Origin of the sequence: Comamonas sp. MYb21, from assembly GCF_037479395.1 — a bacterium.
Classification (GTDB): Bacteria; Pseudomonadota; Gammaproteobacteria; order Burkholderiales; family Burkholderiaceae_C; genus Comamonas.
On the sequence record NZ_JBBGZC010000005.1, the window covers coordinates 271,177 to 291,428 of the forward strand.

At 59.3% G+C, this 20,252-nt stretch carries 8 protein-coding genes; 2 read left to right on the forward strand and 6 right to left on the reverse strand.

Features of this window, described 5'->3' with window-relative positions:
• Nucleotides 1-31: 31 nt before the first annotated feature.
• From lldP to WH367_RS09550, 6 genes are all read right to left on the reverse strand, one after another.
• Entirely contained in the window at nt 32-1,714 is a 1,683-nt protein-coding gene (gene lldP / locus WH367_RS09525; RefSeq protein WP_339535744.1) for an L-lactate permease, read from the reverse strand.
• A gap of 814 nt (nt 1,715-2,528) precedes the next feature.
• Complete coding sequence (locus tag WH367_RS09530; RefSeq protein WP_339535746.1) at nt 2,529-3,188, reverse strand: hypothetical protein; 660 nt, start codon at nt 3,186-3,188, stop codon at nt 2,529-2,531.
• Nucleotides 3,189-3,374: 186 nt separating this feature from the next.
• Nucleotides 3,375-3,953, reverse strand: coding sequence for a hypothetical protein (locus WH367_RS09535; protein ID WP_339535748.1), 579 nt, complete (start codon nt 3,951-3,953; stop codon nt 3,375-3,377).
• A gap of 165 nt (nt 3,954-4,118) precedes the next feature.
• Nucleotides 4,119-4,697: a hypothetical protein gene (locus WH367_RS09540; RefSeq protein WP_339535749.1), complete on the reverse strand. Its 579-nt coding sequence runs from the start codon at nt 4,695-4,697 to the stop codon at nt 4,119-4,121.
• 286 nt (nt 4,698-4,983) lie between these two features.
• The gene (locus tag WH367_RS09545; RefSeq protein ID WP_339535750.1) at nt 4,984-5,574 is read right to left on the reverse strand and encodes a hypothetical protein; all 591 of its coding nucleotides are present in this window, start codon (nt 5,572-5,574) and stop codon (nt 4,984-4,986) included.
• Between the two features lie 18 nt (nt 5,575-5,592).
• Nucleotides 5,593-15,864: a putative Ig domain-containing protein gene (locus WH367_RS09550; protein WP_339535751.1), complete on the reverse strand. Its 10,272-nt coding sequence runs from the start codon at nt 15,862-15,864 to the stop codon at nt 5,593-5,595.
• A 597-nt stretch (nt 15,865-16,461) separates the two neighbouring features.
• Between WH367_RS09550 and WH367_RS09555 the strand changes: the two genes are divergently transcribed.
• Together WH367_RS09555 and WH367_RS09560 are read left to right on the forward strand one after the other, a co-directional pair.
• Nucleotides 16,462-17,172, forward strand: a complete 711-nt coding sequence (locus WH367_RS09555) for a response regulator transcription factor (RefSeq protein WP_339535753.1) — start codon at nt 16,462-16,464, stop codon at nt 17,170-17,172.
• Nucleotides 17,169-19,184, forward strand: a complete 2,016-nt coding sequence (locus WH367_RS09560) for a sensor histidine kinase (protein ID WP_339535755.1) — start codon at nt 17,169-17,171, stop codon at nt 19,182-19,184. The genes WH367_RS09555 and WH367_RS09560 overlap by 4 nt, the downstream gene beginning before the upstream one ends.
• Nucleotides 19,185-20,252 lie beyond the last annotated feature (1,068 nt).

A 20,252-nucleotide genomic window follows, 5' to 3' on the forward strand; every position in this document is an offset into this window, starting at 1 on the left:
AACGACGTATCAAGGGCTGGGTTAGCGACTCTCAATGACCTGGAATCATCCACGGAAACACGTAGGCCTGCAGCGTAGTCATCAAACCGATGATGACGGCAAAGATCAGGCTGTGCTTTACCGTAAAGCGGAACAGATCCGATTCGCGCCCCGCCAGACCCACGGCCGCGCAGGCAATGGCGATGGACTGGGGCGAGATCATCTTGCCCGTCACACCGCCGGTGGTGTTGGCGGCCACGGTCAGCACCTGGGGCAGGCCCAGCTGCTGCGCGGTGGTGGCCTGCAGCGCGGCAAACAGTGCATTGGCAGAGGTGTCCGAGCCCGTCAGGAACACCCCTATCCAGCCCAGGAAGGGCGAGAAGAAGGTGAAGGCCTGGCCCGTATGCGCCAGTGCCAACGCCAGGGTGGCCGACAGGCCCGAGTAATTGGCGACAAAGGCAAAGGCCAGCACCATGCCGATGGAGTAGATCGGCACCGCCAGTTCCTTGAAAGTCTCCCCCAAGGTAGCCACTGCCTTGGACGGCGACAGGCGGGTGAAGGCGATGGTGATCAGCGCCGCAATCAGGATGGCGGTGCCGGTGGCCAGCAGCCAGTTGAAGGTGTAAACAGCGCCGTAAGGGGCAGCAGCGGCCACGACGGGCGGCGTCTTCTCGACCAGGTTGTGCAAGAACGGCACCGGAATATTGATGACGGTGGACGCCAGCGGGCCACCTGCCGCAAACAGCGCCTTGAAGGGCTTGATGCTCCAGACCGTGACCATGGCCGTCAGGATGATGAAGGGCGACCAGGCCTTGATGACCGCAGCGGCGGTGAGCGGCGCGCCCGAGCTGACAGGTGCGACGGGCACGGCTGCTGCGCCTTGTTCACCCGCCTCTGGCGTAAAACGGAAGATGCGCTTGGGCTGCCAGACCTTGAGGAACAGGGTCAGCGCAATCAAGGACACGATGGCCGAGGTGATATCGGGCAGCTCCGGGCCAATGTAGTTGGCGGTGAGGAACTGCACGATCGCAAACGAGCCACCACCGACCAGCACCGCTGGCCAGGTCTCCTTCACCCCGCGCCAGCCATCCATGATGGCCATCAGCCAGAACAGCACCAGCACGGTCATGAAAGGCAGCTGGCGGCCGGCCATCTGGCCAATCGCAAACGCATCGACGCCCGAGACCTGGCCGGCCACGATGATCGGAATGCCCATTGCGCCAAACGCAACCGGCGCGGTATTGGCGATCAGGCACAGGCCCGCCGCATACAGCGGCTTGAAGCCCAGGCCGACCAGCAAGGCCGCCGTGATGGCGACCGGCGCGCCAAAACCTGCCGCCCCTTCCAGAAACGCGCCAAAGCAAAAGCCCACCAGGATGAGCTGCAAGCGCTGGTCCGGCGTGACCGACAGAATCGACGAGCGGATCACATCGAACTGCCCCGTCTTGACGGAGATCTTGTACAGAAACACCGCAGCCACAATGATCCAGGCAATGGGCCACAACCCATAGAAGAAGCCATAGACGGCCGAAGCCAGCGCCGCGCTGACGGGCATGCGGTAGAACAGCAACGCTACCGCCAGGGCCAGCACCACCGTGATGGTGCCCGCTTGGTAGCCCTTGAGCCGCAGCTTGGTCAATGCCAAAAAGAAAAACAGGATCGGTATCAATGCCACCAGGGCCGACACCCAGATGTTGCCAGCCGGGTCGTAGTTTTGCTGCCAGAGAGTTTGCATGGCGATGTCTCGAAGTTATTGGAGGGGCGCTTGAGGCGCCTTGGTCTTGGGCTGTTCACCGAGGGGGTGGCGCCAACGGGCTGCTTGGGCTGCCCTGTGCTTGGCCTTGGCTGGTGAATGGCTTGTTCGCTAAGCCGTTGGTTGGACCTTTGGTCTAAATTGGTATTACCAATAAACCACGAAATTACTAATCTGCGGCAAAGTTGGGCGATTATTGGGGAATCATGCAAATTTATTGCCAGGGTAAACCCGTAATTTGACAATCTAAGGGCTAAATTAGCTTATTGGTAATACCAATTTACCAACTAGAGCTGGACGCACATCCAGTGGCGCTTAGCTCTATTTGCCTTACGTCAAGGCGTCGCTGGCACTTGCCCGGACAGACCATGTTGGGCTGGGCGACTCAGCCGCAGCGTGGGTTCTGTAAGGGGTTGGTTGTTAAAGCCCTTGGTACATGGCGGGCTGTGTATCGCGCGGAGGCGCTTGCCTGTGCTTGTTGAGGCAGTCGGATATCTGGGTGGGAATGTGGGACCTTGTGCGGCACGCCGGTGGCGTGGGCACCTATTTGGTGGTCGATGCAGCAGCATTGCTGCGTAGCTGAGGGAAAGCCGCATCTCATGGCGAGATGCGGCTACTGCACCAAGACCGCTGGTGCTTAGCCGTAATGGCAAAGAGATGCCGAAGATTGAACGGGCGTTGCCCCTTCGAGGAGGGCTCAACGCCATCGGTATGCGTTCTTGTGGCGCCAATGCAAGATCGCCGGAACCAAGCATGGCGCGTACTGTTCTCCGCCTGGTTCAGCAGCGCCTACACCTTAGTTATCGTCTGCATCTTCAGCATCGAGCTGGATTTTCTTTTCCAGCGAATGCTTGATATTCAGAAGAAATTGCCCGTAATCATCGGCTACTTTATACATGATGCAAAAATCCTCCAAAGAATTAAAATTATAGAGCGCGCCATAATTTGGGTTGGATGCGGGCTCTCTCAAATCCATATACAGCGACTCTGAGTAAGTGGCTCCGATGAGCAAAAAACTTCTATCATGCAACCACATTAGATCGCAGTCTACTCCAATATATTGCTTTGCATCCATTTCACTCATGTATTCAACATTTAGTGCTTTGAGACCTTGAGCGTCCTCACCATCCCATTCTGTAGGCGCATAAACAATAGAAATTTCTAAGTCATCTTTAAAGTAGTCTTCAGAAATTTCTCTTCTAGACCTTTTAATAACTTCACTCTGAATTTTCTTAAAAGCATTCCCCATAAAATAAGGAGTCTCATGGTAAATCGCTGAAAATTGGCCTGATACATCCTTGAGCACCTCTGGAAAGACAACATCCATGCGGGCTTCCGCTTCTTTGAGTACATCAGGCGAAACACCAGCGCCGGTCCATTCAGGAACAACATCATAAGGTTCGTTTAGTCCTTTAAAGAGGTTATCCAACTCATATTTCAATGCAACAAAATTCATGTCAATGCGCCTTTCGATTTTTATCGATGAGCTCCCCACGCGGCGCGGCCACAGCAATATCAGGAAATCTATCCTTCAACTCCGACAGTAAAATATTCATTTCGTCGGCTGTCAAATTATCGAATCGCAGTGCGTTTTTATTCATATACATATAAATACGATTTCAGAAATCACAAGTTGGCATGACTACTTAGAAAACGATCTTGTCAATTCGATGCCATGGTAGGCATCCAATGTCGTTTTTTTAAAATACATCCAATCTTCCAACGACATGAATTGTCCACACCAGGACCAACGAGGGGCGGGATCATATTCTTCAAAATCATCTGGATATAAAAATTCAGAGAATTTCATAGGCCTTGGAAAGGCAAAATTATCCAGCAGACTGTATTTCGTCAAAAATAATCTGGATCTCTCTCTCAGCTCTTGCCAACATGCTCCATTCTCAAACCCATCCAAAGATGTATTAAATTCAAGATTTTCAAGAAATCTATTTGACAGCTCACCATCAAACAGATTTTCTCGCTTATTATTTATTTTATGATATATATCATTACTACCAAACATATCCTCCAATAACGGAATTATCTTTTGCGAGTTAAGAAAACAAGACACAAACAGCTGATACAAAGGGTTTGTGATGTTCGAATTGAAATCATGATCCAGATCGATGGCTTGAAAGTGCGATTCTGCACAGACAGGCGTAATCCTCTTGACGTAGAAATGCGCCAACTGTGATTTAGGCTTAATCAAAACAAAGTTCATTAAATAATAAACTTCGTATTGGCAAAATCTCTCGTCACTTAGAGAAAGCATTTATCACACCCCAGGCGGCAACTGCAGGCGCAGCGGGTTCAAAACCGGATCTTTTAAATATTCGTCACGACTGTAGTAGTCGCACTTCCCTACTAAGAAGGGATGGTTTTTAAGTTACTCCACAAACTCGATCTGCTTACAAAAAAGAATGGGGCGAAATGGATCATCGCCTCCCATATCCCCCGTCAAATAAAAATCCAATGCCTCACCAAGCATATCCATATCCTCAAATACAGTTAGTACTGAGTCATAGACATTTAAAGTATTGAGCTCCAAATCAAGATCCAACGCATTTATTGCAAGCGCATGAAACTTTCTCGCTATGTCTTTTGAGCAATCATTACAAGAGTAAGCAATAAAATTAATATCCCAGCAATACCAAAAAGAAATCAACCACAAGAAGGATGAATTCACCTTGGTCAGCACATCAAAAGAGCATACACCTAGGTGTGGAAAATCAGCCAACTCCCAAACTGGTCCAATTGTCGGCCAGTTCTCCCTCAAAAATCTAGGTGGATCGTAGTCTGCATCATACGACGCAACATTTTCCATTGTCTCTTTAAAACACGACTGCCAGTCCTCTTGGTGCTTTGAAATAAAACTGAAATGAGGGAATTTTCCATTCAACTCTGATAGCAAAATGTTCATTTCATCGGTTGTCAATTTATCAAAAATGAGTGCATTTTTATTCATGGCATGCTTGTTTTTGCACAGGGATAATGATACTCCACCGCTGAAAGAAAAGATAAATTTTTGGGGTTATAACCTCCACTGCCGCGCCAATTCGGTCAGAACCATTACAAATTTCCGTAGGGGTTTTCGCAAGCATACGGGCACATCTTAAAACCCCAAAAATTTCCAAAGTTCGCCTCGTAATGCCTTGCCTTATTCAATGCCAATCTTTTAAAAATCGGATTTTGAGAGACTCCCTAGTGGTGAGCGATCTGCAGAGCATGTATTGCTCGCTTTAAATCCTAGATCAGCTTGCAGAATTCTGCTCACTGGAAATTATCAAATCCGTCCATTTTTTTCCAATATTCACAGGCAGTGAATCAAAGAACGGAATCGCATATTTCTCAAAATTATCTACAAAACGGTTGAATGCCGGCGTGACTTCGGCCATCTCCTGCTCCCCTGTTTTAGGTTCGACAGGCGCATTTTTATTTCTGATCCATGATTTTGTAGAGACTCTTTTTGTTTTTATGGGTAGCCAGCCGAAATAAGTCGATCTATCCTTGTATTCCGGGTCCCAAATGGTCTGCATGATGACACATTGGTTCGCCACAATGACTTCGTCCCCACCGACTCTCTCACGAACTGCATCGAGAATATCGCCAGTGCTGTCTCCCCATGCAACATAGGTATTGAAACCAGCGTCTGTTCCATTTTTTGCCATTTCAAAAAAAACACTACAAGGCCTGGAAAACTGCGTCGTCGTGTACGCCAGTTTTCGTTGAATAAGTGGGTTCACTTTTCTCAAACCAGCATCGTATGAAAAATCGTATTTTTGACTTTCAATATATTGACTCAAGAGAGAGTCAAGGCTCTTAACATGCCACGAGTTCATCATAATCAACCAACCTCCGTATTATTTAATACAACCTTCAATAACAAACTCGCCGAGCATCGCCGCAAGTTCGACCATTGCGCCCATCTGTGGAGCTACGCCAGGATTTCCGAGCTTGTCTAGCATCGATTTTTGATGACGCTGGGATATTTCCTTGAAGGAAACCAGCACAACATCGTCGGTTTTTTTCAATGCAGATTTCAGCTGTCGTGCCGCACGCGCAAACGCCTCACTCGATGCACTGCCCAAGCTGTATTTCACCTCCATCGCCTTAGTTTTCTTGCCCATTTCCAAGAAGAAATCGACCGTGACCTTGCCATCTCCTGTGCTCCAACCCCTTGTCATTTTGACCCCCGGCTTCAAGCACTGCTGAATCATTCCTCCAATACGCCGCTCGACCAATTGGCCTAGATTGCGTATGGCCGCGCCCCCTGCTTGGCGGCCAACATTGATGAAGTTAAACCTTACGATATTCATCTGGCGTCCAACCGAAGTCATCGTTCCAGCCATCGTGAAGATATTGCCGCTTGGGTCAATGTGATTGACCGGGTCAGCGTTGACATAGATGTACTTATTGAGTGTCAGCGGGATACTTTCCTTTCCCGGATGCTCATCCATCGAGATAAAGCGACCAACCTGCGGATCGTAATCACGCGCACGGAGGTGCAGCAGCCCCGTCTGACTATCCGCATACTCGCCGGTGTAGCGGTGGCTGGTAGCAGCAGCATCGGCCGCATTGGCGGGCATGCCTTCGGTGGCGCCCAGCGCAATGCCGAATGCGTCGTAGCTGAAGGCATGGCTGGTGGCAGCGGTTTGGGCCACTCGTACGCTGCCCAAGCCATCGCTGAACAGCTGGGTTTGCACGCCGGCCGAAGTGCTGGCGATCAGCTCACCTAAGCCATCGGGGGTGTGCACATGCACGGTATCGACCCAGGCGCCGCTGTTGACCTTGGTGCTCTCAACCAGGATCTCGCTGTAGCTGCGCTGGTGGTCGACCTTGTAGTGGGTCTCCGTGGTGGTGGCGCCCTCTTTGACCAGGCGCTTGATGCGGCGGCCGCTGCTGTCATAGCCGTACTCGACGGTTTTGGCACCGGTGCTGACCTTGGCCAGGCGGTTGTCCACTGTCCAGGCATAGGTGGTGGTATCGGAGGGTGATGCCTTCTGCACCAGGTTGCCGCGCTCGTCCCACTGGTAGGTGGTGGTGCCGTTGAGGCTATCCACACTTTGCGTGAGGCGGTCATGGCTGTCGTACTGGTAGGTGGTGACCTGGCCGTTGTGGCTGACGCTGCGACGGCTGCGGTTGCCCACGTCGTCGTAGACGTAGTCGATGGTCGAGTCAAACACCGCAGGCGCGGTTTGTGCCACCCGTTCTTGCAGCAGCTTGCCAGCAGCGTCGTACTGGTAGTGCACCGAGCGCTCCACCGTTGCTGCCGGGCTGCCGACCCCCACCATGCGCTCGGCCACCTGGGTGCGCTGGCCTGCGGCATTGAGGGTGTAGACAAAGCTGGCAATGTCTGCACCGTCTGCCTTTTTGTGTAGCACGGCGGTCAGCTGGTTGGCCAGGTTGTACTGGTAGTCGGTGGTGCTGCCGTCGGCCCGCGTCACCTGCACCCGGTTGCCTGCGTTGTCGTAGGCAAAACGGGTGGTGCTGCCATCGGGGTGGGTCAGGGTCTCCAGCTGGTTGAGCGTGTTGTAGCTGGCCTTGATGGTCTGGCCCGAGGTGCTGACCTGGGTGCGGTTGCTGTTGGCGTCCCAGGCGTAGTCCAAGGTCGCACTGAAGCTGGTGCCCAGGCTGCTGTGGCTCCAGACCTCGCGGGTGACGCGGTCGTTGCCGTCCAGGGTCAGACCCAGGTTGCCATAGGCGGTATCGGTCTGGCTGTTCATGCGGCCAACGCTGTCATAGCCTTGGCTCAGGCTGCGGCCATCGCTGCGCGTGACTTTGCTGAGCTTGCCGCCTACGTCATAGCTGTAGATGGTCTGGCTGCCGTCAAAGTCAGTACGGCTTACCAGACGGCCTTCGCTGTCGTAGACCAGGCCTTCGCTCTTGCCGCCTGGCAGGGTGCGCGCCACACGCCGGCCAGCGCTGTCATAGCCATAGCGAGTGGTGTGGCCGTTGGCATCGGTCTGGGTCAGCAGCTGGTTGCTGCCATTCCAGGTGTAGCCGGTCGCCTTGCCCAGTGGGTCGGTCACGGTCTTGAGGGCGCCCAGCGGATCGTGGCCAAACTGGTAGGCATGGCCCAGCGGGTTGGTCTCGCTCAGCAGCACGCCATTGGCGTCATACGCAAACTGCGTCACCGCGCCATTGGCCAAGGTCGTGCTGGTGCGCTTTTGGGTGCTGTTGTAGACGTGGACCGTCGCCCGGCCCAAGCCATCGGTGGTCTTGACGAGGTTGCCCGCCAGGTCGTACTCGCGCATCACCGCAACACCAGCGGCATTGGTCTGCTTGGTTTCGCGGCCAGCCAGGTCGTATTCAAACGCCGTGCTGTTGCCGCGCGCATCCTTGCTGGAGCTGAGCTGGCCTGCTGCGTCGTACACGCTCTCGACGGCAAAGCCCATCGGGTCGGTGACCTTGGTGGCGCGGTCCAGCGCATCGTAGGCTGTGCGCGTGCACAGGCTACCGATGCAGCTCTGGGTTTCGTTGCCGTTGTTGTCATAGGCCCAGCTCTCTACCTTGCCATCCGGGTAGGTGGTCTTGGATTTTTCACCGCGCAGGCTGTACTCATGCGCCGTCTTGCGGCCCTGGCTGTCGGTCTCTTGCACCAGCTGGCCCGCCGCATCGTAGAGGTAGGTGCTGGTATCGCCCACCGCGTTAGTGCGGCTGGTGACATTGCCTTTGGTGTCGTAGCTGGTCTTTTCTACCACCGTGGTGGCGGGTTGGCCCGGCTGGGTGACGATGGCGCGCGTGGTGGAGGTGACGTTGCCGGCGCTGTCGTAAGCGTAGGTGGTCACCGTGCCGTCCGGAGCCGTCTCGGTCTGCTTGAGCGTGGTGCCATTGATCTTGGCATAGGTGTAGCGCGTGGAATTGCCGACCTTGTCGGTCATGCTGCTCAGGCTGCCCGTCGGGCTGTAGCCCATGCCAAAGGCCTTGCCGGCGGCATCGGTGATGGCGGTCAGATCACCGCTGGCGTTGTAGCCATTGGTGGTGACGTTGCCTGCCGCATCGGTGATGGTGCTGACATTGCCTTGCGCATTGAAGGCCGTCTTGGTCACACGGCCGGCGGGGTCGGTTTCGCTGGTGACATTGCCGAAGGCGTCGTAGCTGCGCGTGGTCTTGCGGCCCAGCGCATCGATCACCTCGATCTCGTTGTCATTGGCGTCATAGGCATACTGGGTGGTGCCACCTGCAGCATCCACTACGCGGGTGATATTGCCCCGGTCATCAAAGTCATACACGGTGGTGTTGCCGTTGCGGTCCTTGATGGTCTGCTTGTTTGCCGTGTTGTCGGTACTCACCGTCACGGCCTTGCCGGCGGCATCGGTCTGGCTCAGCACGCGCCCGGCGTCGTCATACGTGGTCTTCAGCGCCAGCCGGCCCAGCGGATCGGTGTAGCTGGTCAGGCCATGCGCCACCTTGGGGTTCTCGTAACGGAAGTCGGAGACGGCATTGCTCTGGTCGACCACGGAGATCAGGTTGTCCGCCGCATCGTAGCCATAGTTCAGCACCTGGCCGCCTGGGCCGCTGATCTTGCTGATCTTGCCCTGCGCATCGCGCGTGAAGGCCAGCGCCCAGCCGCCAGAGTGGCTGATACCGCTGCGCGTGAACTGCAGGCTGTTGCCGTTGCGGTCCTTGATCTGCTGGATGCCGAAGTCCTTGTTCAGGATGTACTCGATGCCATCCAGGGTGGTGAGCTTGTACTGGCTGGGGTTGAAGGTCTCGGTCGTGCCCAGGTCGAACAGATCACCGCCGGCAAGGCGCAGATCGCTGTAGCCCAGCGCTTCGAGCTTGCTGCCGCTCTTGTTGCTGGCCTTGGCGCTGAATGCGAGGCTGACGCTGGGGTTGGACGCCCACTGCAGCACGCTCACACATTCGGGGCTGGCACGCAGGTCGAACTGCTCGAGCCTGCCATCGGGCATACGCACCGATGCCACGCGGGAGCCTTGGGGCCGAACGCAGATCTTGCGATTGAAGCCCGAGCCCGTCTCCTGCATCACCCAAGAGCGACCCAGCACACCATTGGTCTGCAACCAGACGTCCTGGTAGTCCACCGTCCAGCCGTAGCCAAAGTCCATGCGCTGCGCGCGCTTGAGCGAGTCGTAGCTGCGCCGTACCGTCAGTGGCAGCCCTTCGATCTCAAAAGCCATGTCGGTGAAGGTCAGTTGCAGGGGCGCCGCCTTTTGCTCACCGCTGATAGCCACCGTCACCTTGGCGCTGGTCTCATTGCCCGAGATATCGCGCACGATCAGGCCCAGGTCGTACAAGCCGTTGGCCAGGGTCTGGGGGTTCAGGTCGCCGAGCTTGGCGGCCGTCACGCTGGCAATGCCGCCGCCAATCTTGCTCCACTGGTTCTGCCCGGCTGGCGAGATCATCAGCAGGTACTCGGCCAGGTTGGCATCGGAGGCCGTGCCGATGATGGCCGTGGGCTCGAACACGTCGGTCACCGTGATGTCGTCCGAGCTGCCCGGCGCGGTGATGGCAGCCAATGGCGCCAGCACATCGCTGGGGTCCTTGACGCCGAACCAGTCGTCCACGGTCACGCTGCTGCCCTTGGCATCGCGCAAGGTGAGGCGCAGGTTGTGCTTGCCCATCGACGTGGGCGTGAAGACAGCCTGGTAAGCGGCATCCACGGTCACGGCGCGGCCGTTCACCGTCAGGCTGCTGACGGTATAGGGCGCTGTGCCGCCTTGCGCAAACACCTGCAGGGTCGTCGATTCACCCAGGTTCAGGTACTTGGGCGATGGCGTCACGCCTGCCTCCAGCGGTCCGCCCGCTGCGGGCTCGGTCACGCGCAAGGTCCAGCTCTGGGTGACGGAGGCCTGGCCGTCCGACACCGTCACGGTAATCGCATGCGTGCCCTGGGCAGTTGGTGTGCCCGAGATCAGGCCTATGGCCGACAGGGTCAAGCTGGCCGGTGCGCCGCTCATCCGGTAGGTGAGGAAGTCACCATCCGGGTCTGTGGCCACCACCTGGTAGGCATAAGGCGCAGCAATGGCCGCAGTGGGCACGGGCGCGCTGGTGATGACCGGCTCGCGGTTGGCCGCAATCTGCAAGGTATAGCTTTGCACCACATAGGCGCCACGGGTGTCCTGCACCTTGATCTCTACCGCATGGCTGCCCAGCACCGGGCTGTTCCAGGTCAGCAGGCCGCTGGCCGCCATGGCCATGCCCGCAGGGGCCTTGTCCAGCGCATAGGTCAGTGGGTCGTTTTCATGGTCTGTAGCCGTGACCTGGTATTGGTAGGGCACGCCCGGGGCCCAGCGCAGCGTGGGCTTGCTGCTGATTTGTGGCGGGTTGTTGTTGGGCAGCTGCACGTAAACGCCAAAGCTTTGCGTGGCATAGGCACCCTTCGCATCGGTGGCGCGTACGGCTACTGCATGGGTGCCGCCTTGCGCCAAGGTCGGCGTCCAGCTGATGGCACCCGATGCGGCGTTGATGGCCATGCCAACCGGGGCGGAGACCAGCGTATAGCTGATGGCATCGCCATCCGGATCGGTCGCCCGCGCCGTGTAGGCGTAGGCCGAGCCTGCGGTGGCCGAAGTCACCGGTGTGGAGCTGAATGCGGGTGCGCGGTTGGAGGCGCCCGAGACCGAGATGGCGTAGCCCTGGGTGGCGATGCCACCCTTGCCGTCCGTCACCTCCACCATCACAGGTGCCAGCCCTGCCACATTGGCCGGAATGCTCCACTGGATGGCACCGGTGCTGCTGTCAATCAGCATGCCCTGCGGGAACTCCGTCAATGCATAGACCAAGGTGTCGCCGTCGGCATCCACGGACTTGAGCGCATAGGTATAGCTGGCGCCCGAGACAGCGCTGGTGCCTGGCTGCGTGGTCACCCGAGGCGGACGGTTGCCGGGCTGGCCCACGCCAATGGCATAGGTCTGCGATGCGGTACCGCCCTTGCCGTCGGTCACCAGCACGGTCAGCTGCGCCTGTCCGCTCGTGCCTGCCGGTACGGCCCAGGAGACCCGGCCCGTCTGCGCATCGATGGTGATCCCAGGCTCGCTGGTGGAGACACTGTAGGTCAGCACATCCGCATCGGGATCGCTGGCCAGAATCTGGTACAGGTAGGCTGCGCCGGCCGTGCCGGTGGCGACCGGGGTCGAATTGATCAGCGGCGGCCGGTTGGCGGTAACGCCCACGCCTATCGCATAGGCCTGGGTCACTTCGCCACCCCGGCCATCGGCCACTTTAATCTCCACCGTCTCGCTGCCGGCAAAGCCTGCGGGCACGGGCCACTCCAGCTTGCCGGTGGCAGAGATCGTCATGCCTGCCGGGCCGGTCAGCAGCTGGTAGCTGAGCGGGTCACCATCGCGGTCGGTGGCCACCACCTGGTATTCATACACCCCACCAGCAACGGCCGTCACTTTGGGGGTGGAGCTGATCACCGGCGGCTGGTTGCCGCTGGCGGGCAGCACTTCGAGCTGCCAGTTCTGCTGCGCCACGTTGCCGGCGGTATCGGCCACCTCGATCAGCAGCGCATGCACGCCCACATCGGCCACGCTGGTGGCCCAGCTCAGCTGGTTGCCAGCCCAAGCAGCTGCTGCAGGCCCGGAGGCGAGGCGGTAGCTGAGCGTCTCGCCCTCAGGGTCTGTAGCAATGACCGAGTAGCTATAGATGGCGCCAGCGCGCACCTGGCTAGGCGGGCGGCTGGTGATGGTGGGCGCACCATTGCCATACACCGGTAGCTGGATTTCAAACGCCTGCTCGGTCTGGCCACCACGCTGGTCGTCCACCTGCACGCGCACGGCAAACTTGCCCGCCACATGGCTGGCAAATTTCCAGGCGATCGCGCCCGTGCGCTCGTTGATCGTCATGTCCGTTGGTGCCTGCAGCAGCTTCCAGACCAGGTTGTCACCATCGGCATCGCTGGCCGAGGCGGTATAGCCGTAGGTGGCGGGGTAGGCCACATAGGTGACCGGTGTGGCGATAAACACCGGGGCCCGGTTGGGGGTGGCCGTGGTGCGAATGCTGAAGCTCTGCTTGCCTTGGTTCCCATCCGGATCAGTGGCTGCCAGGATGACCGCGGCCGTCCCCGCCACCGGCGATGGCCAGGTCACGGCGCCGCTGCTGGCGTTGATCACCAGGCCAGCAGGGCCGCTGAGCACGCTGTAGACAATAGCGTCACCATCGCGGTCGCTGGCCAGCGCCTGGTAGGTATAGGGCTGGGCCAAGGTGGCCGTCAACACCGGCAGGCTGGTGAATGCCGGAAACGCCTGCACGGACACCACCACGCGCTGCACATCACGGGCACCAAACTGGTCGGTGACCTGGATCACCAGCGGATAGGTGCCGGGCTCGGGGTTGGTCCAGTAAATGCCGCCAGAGGCATTGATGCTGATCCCCGCCGCCTGGCTGCCCAAGGTGTACTGCAACGGACCTTTCTCGGGATCTGTGGCGGTGACCTGGTGGGAGAAACTCACACCCGCAGGTACCTTGGCAGGAAACTGGCTGGTGATCTGCGGCGGCAGGTTGCCATCCACCACATGGATGGAGAAGGCCTGGCTGGCCAGCAGCCCCTTGCCGTCGCTCACCTGCAGGTTGACGCGGAAATCCCCCATCAAGCCTGGCTGCCAGCTGATCTTGCCGGTGGCGGCATCCACGGTCATGCCCACGGGGGCATACATCAGCTGGTAGCTGAGCGTGTCGCCATCGGCATCGATGGCCGTTGCCTGGTATTCGTACAGCTGGCGGACATCCCCGCCCAGCACGGGCTGGCTGGTGAAGATCGGCGGGCGGTTCACCGGGTCGCCCACACTCCAGTGCGCAGGCACATAGGTCGCTACCTCGCCAGAGCTGCACAGCGCATGGCCATCCACATCCAGTGCCCGGATGCTGTAATAGTAGATTTTTTGCGCCTGCACCGTGCGGTCCAGCCAGGTAGAGTGGCGCGACTGCGTGGTGCCCAAACGCACAAAAGGACCTTCCAGCTTGTCTGCGCGGTAGACCGCATAGCTGGCGGCGCCGGTATCGGCCCAGGTCAGCTGCACATTGCCAGGTTTGGCGCGCAACTGCAGATCATTTACGCAGGCACCCTGCGGCGGAATGCTGACCGAGCCAAAGGCATCCACATAGACATAGCCGCCGTGGCCGCCTTGGGAGCAATCGGCACCCACTACGCGGATCTGCAACTCGTTGCCCAGGCTGCTGTCGGGCACCTCCAGGTCCACATCGATAAAAGGGGTGGATAGCCATTTGCTGCCCTTGTAGACCGTGGTGTAGAACACGCGGCCGGGCTGGTTGGCAAAGGCAAAGTCGTAGTACAGCGTCTCGCCCTTGGTCAGATCCTTGATCTCGACAAAGAAGTAAGGCTGGTTTGTGGGATTGTGGCTGGGGTCCTCCAGCACGGCGGCATAGCTGAAGCGCACATGCAGCTTGCCGTCACCCGGGTCGCGGTCGGTCTCGGTGATCACACCCTTTTGGCTGATCTCGTTGATGTGTGCGCCGTTGTCGTCGTCGTTGACCTTGGCCGAGAAATTGCCCTGGCGCGGCAGTACCAGCTGCGGTGCGCGCGGGTCAAAGCGGCCATCCACCACGCTGACCTTCTCCACGCCGCCGCCATTGAAACGCACATCGCCAACTTGAAAAGGCGGCGCGCCGGTCAAGCCCGGGTTCAGGCCAAAGCGCTTGGTCCAGCCCGTCACCGTTTGGCTTTCAAAATCGCCATTGACAAAGATGGCGTGCGAATCACCCCCCGCGCCCAGGCCCAGCACCAGCAGCAAGGCCAGCATCCAGCTGCGCCGGCTGCCCACACCGCCCTTGCGCTGCAGCCACCGTGCGCCCAGCAACAGCGTGCATACCGACAGCACGCTCAGCGCCAGCCATCCCATGGTGGGAATGGATTTGAGGGCGCCCGCTGGTGCATTGACGGAGGCGGATGCGCTGTTGTTGGACAACACGGGATCGGGCAGCTCGGCGGCCACGGTTACGGTATTGACCAGATGACCGCCAGCCTGCGCCATGGCGCCCGTCACATCGATGGTGATGGAAGCGCCCACCGGCATCTCCGCCAGCACGTGGATATCGCCGCCTTGCCCTGACGCGGTGCCGCATACGGCACCACCGCGTGCACTGCAGGTCCAGCGTACGTCCTCCACGCCCGAGGGCATCAGGTCTTGCAGCCGCGCTGCGCTGACCGCTGCCGGGCCATGGTTGACGGCCACCAGCTGGAAGGCCAGCTTGCCGCCGGGCAGCACGTTGGGTGTGCTGGTGGTTTTGAACACCGCCAAATCGGCCTGCGCAGCCCCAGCAGTGCTGACACTGACCTGCACCAGGCTGTCATTGTTGGCTGCATTCGTGTCCACGGTATCGGCGTTCGTTGGCGCCACCGAGGCTCGGTGCGTCAGCACGCCATCTGCAGTCGCTTTACCGGTCACCGTCACCACCACCTGGTTGCCAGCGCCAGCGGGCACCTGGGCATCCACCCGCAGCTGGTGGCCCATGCCTGGGCTGGCATCGCAGGCAGCCAGGCCCTGGGCAGTACACACCCACTGCACATCGGCCAGCGAGGCTGGCACCGTACTGCTCAAGGTCACGCCCGAGCCAGCAGCCAGGCCGGCATTGCTGACCACCAGGCGGTATTGCACCAACTCACCCACCTTGTATTGGGTACTGGCCACCGTCTGCGTGACGGCGTAATCCACTTGCGCACGGTTATCCGGTGCCGCGCCTTTTAATAGATAGAACTGCGCAAAATGCTTGCGCAGCGATGCCAGGTCATTTTGCGTAGCCCCGGCATTGTCCTGGTCACCCACAACCAACCAGACGCTGAGCTCCTGCCCGGGAGCCAATTGCCCGGGTATGGCGGACAGGGCGATAGCCATATCCTCGCCAGCAGCCGGTGCCTGGGTGCTATTGAGCAGATCACCGACCGCAGCGCGTGACAGCAAGGAGCCAGCCCAATAGCCCATCTCTCCCGCTTCCCATCGATCCGCAGCAATATGGCCAGCAGGTGCGGTCAGCGTCGGGGCCAACACCGACTCGTTGAAAAAGGTGTTATCGGCAGCATCCTGGTCAATATCCACAAAGCCGGTGATGCGCACATCGTCAAGCGGCGATGCGGTGCTATTTCGAAGTAACCACTTCCACTGCACGCCACTTGCCCCAAAGCTGGATTTCTCGGCATTGATAAGCGTCAAGCCGTTTTTAAGCGGTGCTTGGACTTGCGCAGGGACTTGTAGTATTTCCTCAGCTGCAACGCCATCGCTGAAGAAAAGACTTACCCGCTCCAAAGTCATATTGGCAGTTTGTGCGACCGCAGATGCGGACCACAGCAACAACCATAAAGCCATCAAAAATATGCTTACCCAAACTATCTTTTGTTGCAGCTCTCGTCTTTGCGGCTGCGATACCTTCTGACCTGTCATACCCCGCCCGTCGCTCGATGATAGAAATGGGCGCCATTCTCTCTTGAAACCTTTGTTTCTCTCTATCACTGTTTTTAAAAAGAACTATATTTACTTATGGTTTCTAAACTTAGAGATTCCTTACGGTGTGACTTCCGTCAATCTATTTGTCGAACCTATAAATATAAAACTGCATTTCCAGCCATATTGCTTTTTCGCAGCCGCCAGATTTAAAAGCCAGCATTAGCTGGATCTTTCGTCTGCCATTCGCTGCGCAGGCCTGGCTCCAAGCGGAACCATTCCGCGCAAATTCCCCAATTTCAGGGATAGCATTTTTCGCCCACTCGCATACCATCGCGGGGGTCCGCCCGCGCGTTTTTTTGCTTATCCATGCTTGAACCTTCGTTGCTTGTTGAAGATGCTCTTTTGCCTGTCCCCGTCCTGGTCGTGGAGGACGAGCCGCTTCTGCAACAACGCTTGCGCCAGGTGCTGCACCAGCTTGGCTATGAAGACGATGCGCTGATCTTTGCCGGCACGCTGGCAGAGGCGCGGGCCGTGTTCGCCGAGGGGCCGGTGGGCCTGGCCTTGGTGGATTTGCGCCTGCCCGATGGCAATGGCCAGTCGCTGATCGAAGAGCTGCGGGCCGAGGATCCGGGGCTGGGCATCCTGGTGGTGTCGGCCTGGAGCTCCGAAGACTTGATCCTGAGCGCCTTGCGCGCCGGGGCCACGGGCTATGTGCTCAAGCAGCGCGACGATTTCGAGGTGATGCTGTCCATCCGCAGCGTGCTGCGCGGGGGCGCGCCGATCGACCCTTTTATTGCCCGGCGCATTTTGCAGCTGCTGCCACTACGCGTGCCCAAGCCGACCGACCACGCAGCGCCCGCTGCCAGCGGCGGCGAGCCCGATGTGGGCCTGACGCCCCGGGAGGCCGAGATCTTGCGCCTGGTGGCCGATGGCATGAGCAACCGTGAGATCGCCAACGAAGTGCATCTGTCCCGCCATACGGTGGAGAGCCATGTCAAGCGCATTTACCGCAAGCTGGCCGTCTCCTCGCGCATGATGGCGGTGCGCGAGGCGCGCGCCCGGGGAATGATTGAGTGAGCCCGCGCGCTCACCCCCTGCCCCGCCTGTTGCAAGCCGGGGCGTACCTGCTGGTGCTGCTGTTTGTGCTGCTGGCTGGGCCTGCGATGGCCCAAACCGCGCCAGGCAGCACTCCCCAGGCTGGCAGCTGCAAGGCGCAAATCCTGCACGTGGATGCGGCACGCGCCAGCGCGCTCAACCCGCAGCTGCCCGCCCCTAGCGAGGGCTGGGAGCCGGTCACGCTGCCCGATCTCTGGACGCAGCGCTGGCCCGCGCACGATGGCGCGGTCTGGTACCGCATTGCCTGGCAGCGCAGCTGCGCCAGCACACAGCCTGGGCTCGATGCCGAGTCCTCCTCGCCCCCTGAGCCCATTGCATTGGGCATTGATGGCATCAGCGTGGCCGGTGCGGTGTATGTGAACCATGACCTGCTCTGGAGCGATGCCTCCCTGGTCGAGCCGCTGTCACGCAGCTGGAATGTGCCGCGCTGGTGGCTGCTGCCCGAATCGCTGCTGCAGCCCGGGGTCAACACTATCTGGGTGTATGCGGTGGGCCACCGCGCCTTGAGCCCGGGCCTGGGCCAGCTGCGCCTGGGCGCGCCGCAAGAGGTGGCCCAGGTGCAGGCGGGCAAGCAATGGCGCCAGCGCACGGTCTACTTTGTCAATGCCGTGCTGTGTGCGATGGCCGGGGTGCTGTTCTTCAGCATCTGGTTGCTGCAGCGCAAGGCCCGCACCTATGGCTGGTTTGCGCTGATGGCCTTGTGCTGGATGCTGTATTTGAGCACCTACCTGGCGGGCAGCCAGTGGCCCTGGCCGGATTCGCTCACCCGTGCCCGCTTCAGCCTGGTGGCGCTGCTGGGCTATGTGCTGAGCGTGTGCATCTTCACCTTCCGCTTTGGCGCGCAAAAGCTGCCCTGGGTGGAGCGCTTTTTGTGGCTGCTGGCCTTGATCGGTACCGCTATCACCTGTCTGGTGCCGGCCGAGCATGCACGCCAGGGCTTTAGCCTGGTGTGGCAGGGCGCGACGGCGGTGTTCCTGGTCAATGGGTTGCAGTTCCAGCTCCATGCCTGGTTTCCGCGCAAACGGCCGCGCAATCTGGCGCATATCCTGCTCGCCTGCATCTGGCTGCTGCTGACCTTGGTGGCGCTGAACAACCTGTACTCGGTGCTGGACCGCTGGCAGGTGGCGCGCGACTGGGCGGCGCTCAGCGGCGTGCTGGTGATTGGCCTGCTGATGCTGCTCTTGGGCGGCCAGCTGGTGCGGCAGATGCATGAGGTGCGGCGCTTCAACCGCGAGCTCAAACAAGGGGTGGAATCTGCCCGCAGCGAGCTGGCCCAGGCGCTGCAGCGCGAGCATGTGCAGGCGCTGGAGAACGCCAAGCTGCAGGAGCGCATGGCCCTGGCCCATGACCTGCACGACGGCCTGGGCGGTGCCCTGGTGCGCAGCATGGCGCTGGTCGAGCAGGCGGACGAGACCATCAGCAGCGCGCGCGTGCTGTCCTTGCTCAAAAGCATGCGCGATGACCTCAACCAGCTGATCGACTACGGCTCCAGCGCCGGCGCATCGGTGCCCGACACCCCCGTGCAATGGGCCGCGCCGCTGCGCCACCGCATCACCCGCATCCTCGATGAGATTGGCGTGCAAACGCACTGGAGCATTGCCGCGCAGTGGCAGGGCACGGTCGAAGAAGGCAAGCGCCCCAATGCGCTGCAATGCCTGCTGCTGACCCGGCTGGTGGAGGAGGCGCTGTCCAACGTCATCAAGCACAGCCATGCCAGCAAGGTGCGGGTGGAGTACTCGCAGCCCCGGCCCAACCAGCTGCTGGTGCGGGTCGAGGACGATGGCGTGGGCTTTGATGTGCAGGCCGTGCAGCGCGCTGGCCAATCGGTGGGCATGCGCAGCATGGCTGCCCGCGCCGAACGCCTGGGCGCCAGCTTCAGCGTGCAATCGAGCCCGGCCGGCACGATGGTAACGGCGGTGCTGCAGCTGGGGGCGGGGCTGCCTCATACCACCACCGTCACTGGCACGCGCTGAATGCTGCGGCAATCACCAATACGCAGTGTTTCAGGGTGCCAGCACCCCGTCTGGTATCACACTTAAAGCTCGAACGCCCTGCACAGGTCGTCCATTGTGTCTCTGCGCCGTCGGATCTTGGGGCTGTATGTTGTCCTGTTGCAGGCATTCGGTGCCCACCCAGCCGTTACGAGCACCAGGGACCTGGGGTGTGCAAGACGACACTGGCCTCCACGGGGTGCGGCGCACATCACAGGTCAAATCGTAGCCGGGCGTGACAGTGGTGCGGCAGGCGCCCGGTCCGCCGTGCTCCCGCCTGCTCCAGTGGTTCTGGGGGTCGGTACATTCAACCATGTAGTTGCCTTCTAACCCCGCATGGCAGGCGCTGGGGGCGACAGTGCTGCTCAAGGGGCTGCCACGGCCTTCGCAGTAGAGGTCCATCCGCCCGGGTTGGTCATCGCCCTTCCCTGGCTCGCAAAAGGCAACCATTTCTGCGTCCGAACGCTGCGCACACGCGGTATAGATGCCACTGAGCGCATCCCATACCGGTGCGCTGGTAATGGCACAGCTGTTGTCCGTTTCTCCATTGGCGCCGTTGACTGCCACGGACACACAGTTGGCATCCTGGTCCACATCTGCGGGGGCGCTTTGGGTGGCTATGCACCGTTGTCGATACTGCATTTTATGTATGTAGGTCCAGCTCAGGCGCTGCTGGTACAGGTTTTTGGTGACGGTGTGGGTGCCCTGAACATACCAGTACTGGCTCGCTAGCGCCAAGGCCTCCCCATCCAAGACCAATTTCTGGTGGGTGTTACCACTCCTGCTAGTCGCATGAATGGCCGCAAGGCTAGCGGAAGCACTATATTGAGCATGCGGCAAAATAGGACCGGCGGTCGCCACCTTGGGGCATAACCCCGCCGCCAGTGCCCCCACAACGGCTAATGCACACCGCTTAACCGCTAAGCGCAGAGCCATCAAAGTTCTGAATCCTTGCGGATTCAGCAAACGCAGCTTTGGATAGGCGTAGGCACCGGTCAGCGTGGTCTGTAGCCTGCACAAGGTGCTGCAGTCCTCACACAAGTACAGAGA

Coding starts and splice junctions, on each gene's coding strand:
- WH367_RS09540 (WP_339535749.1), bottom strand. CDS start 4,697: ATGAATAAAAATGCACTCATTTTTGATAAATTGACAACCGATGAAATG.
- WH367_RS09530 (WP_339535746.1), bottom strand. CDS start 3,188: ATGAATTTTGTTGCATTGAAATATGAGTTGGATAACCTCTTTAAAGGA.
- WH367_RS09535 (WP_339535748.1), bottom strand. CDS start 3,953: ATGAACTTTGTTTTGATTAAGCCTAAATCACAGTTGGCGCATTTCTAC.
- WH367_RS09545 (WP_339535750.1), bottom strand. CDS start 5,574: ATGATGAACTCGTGGCATGTTAAGAGCCTTGACTCTCTCTTGAGTCAA.
- lldP (WP_339535744.1), bottom strand. CDS start 1,714: ATGCAAACTCTCTGGCAGCAAAACTACGACCCGGCTGGCAACATCTGG.
- WH367_RS09555 (WP_339535753.1), top strand. CDS start 16,462: ATGCTTGAACCTTCGTTGCTTGTTGAAGATGCTCTTTTGCCTGTCCCC.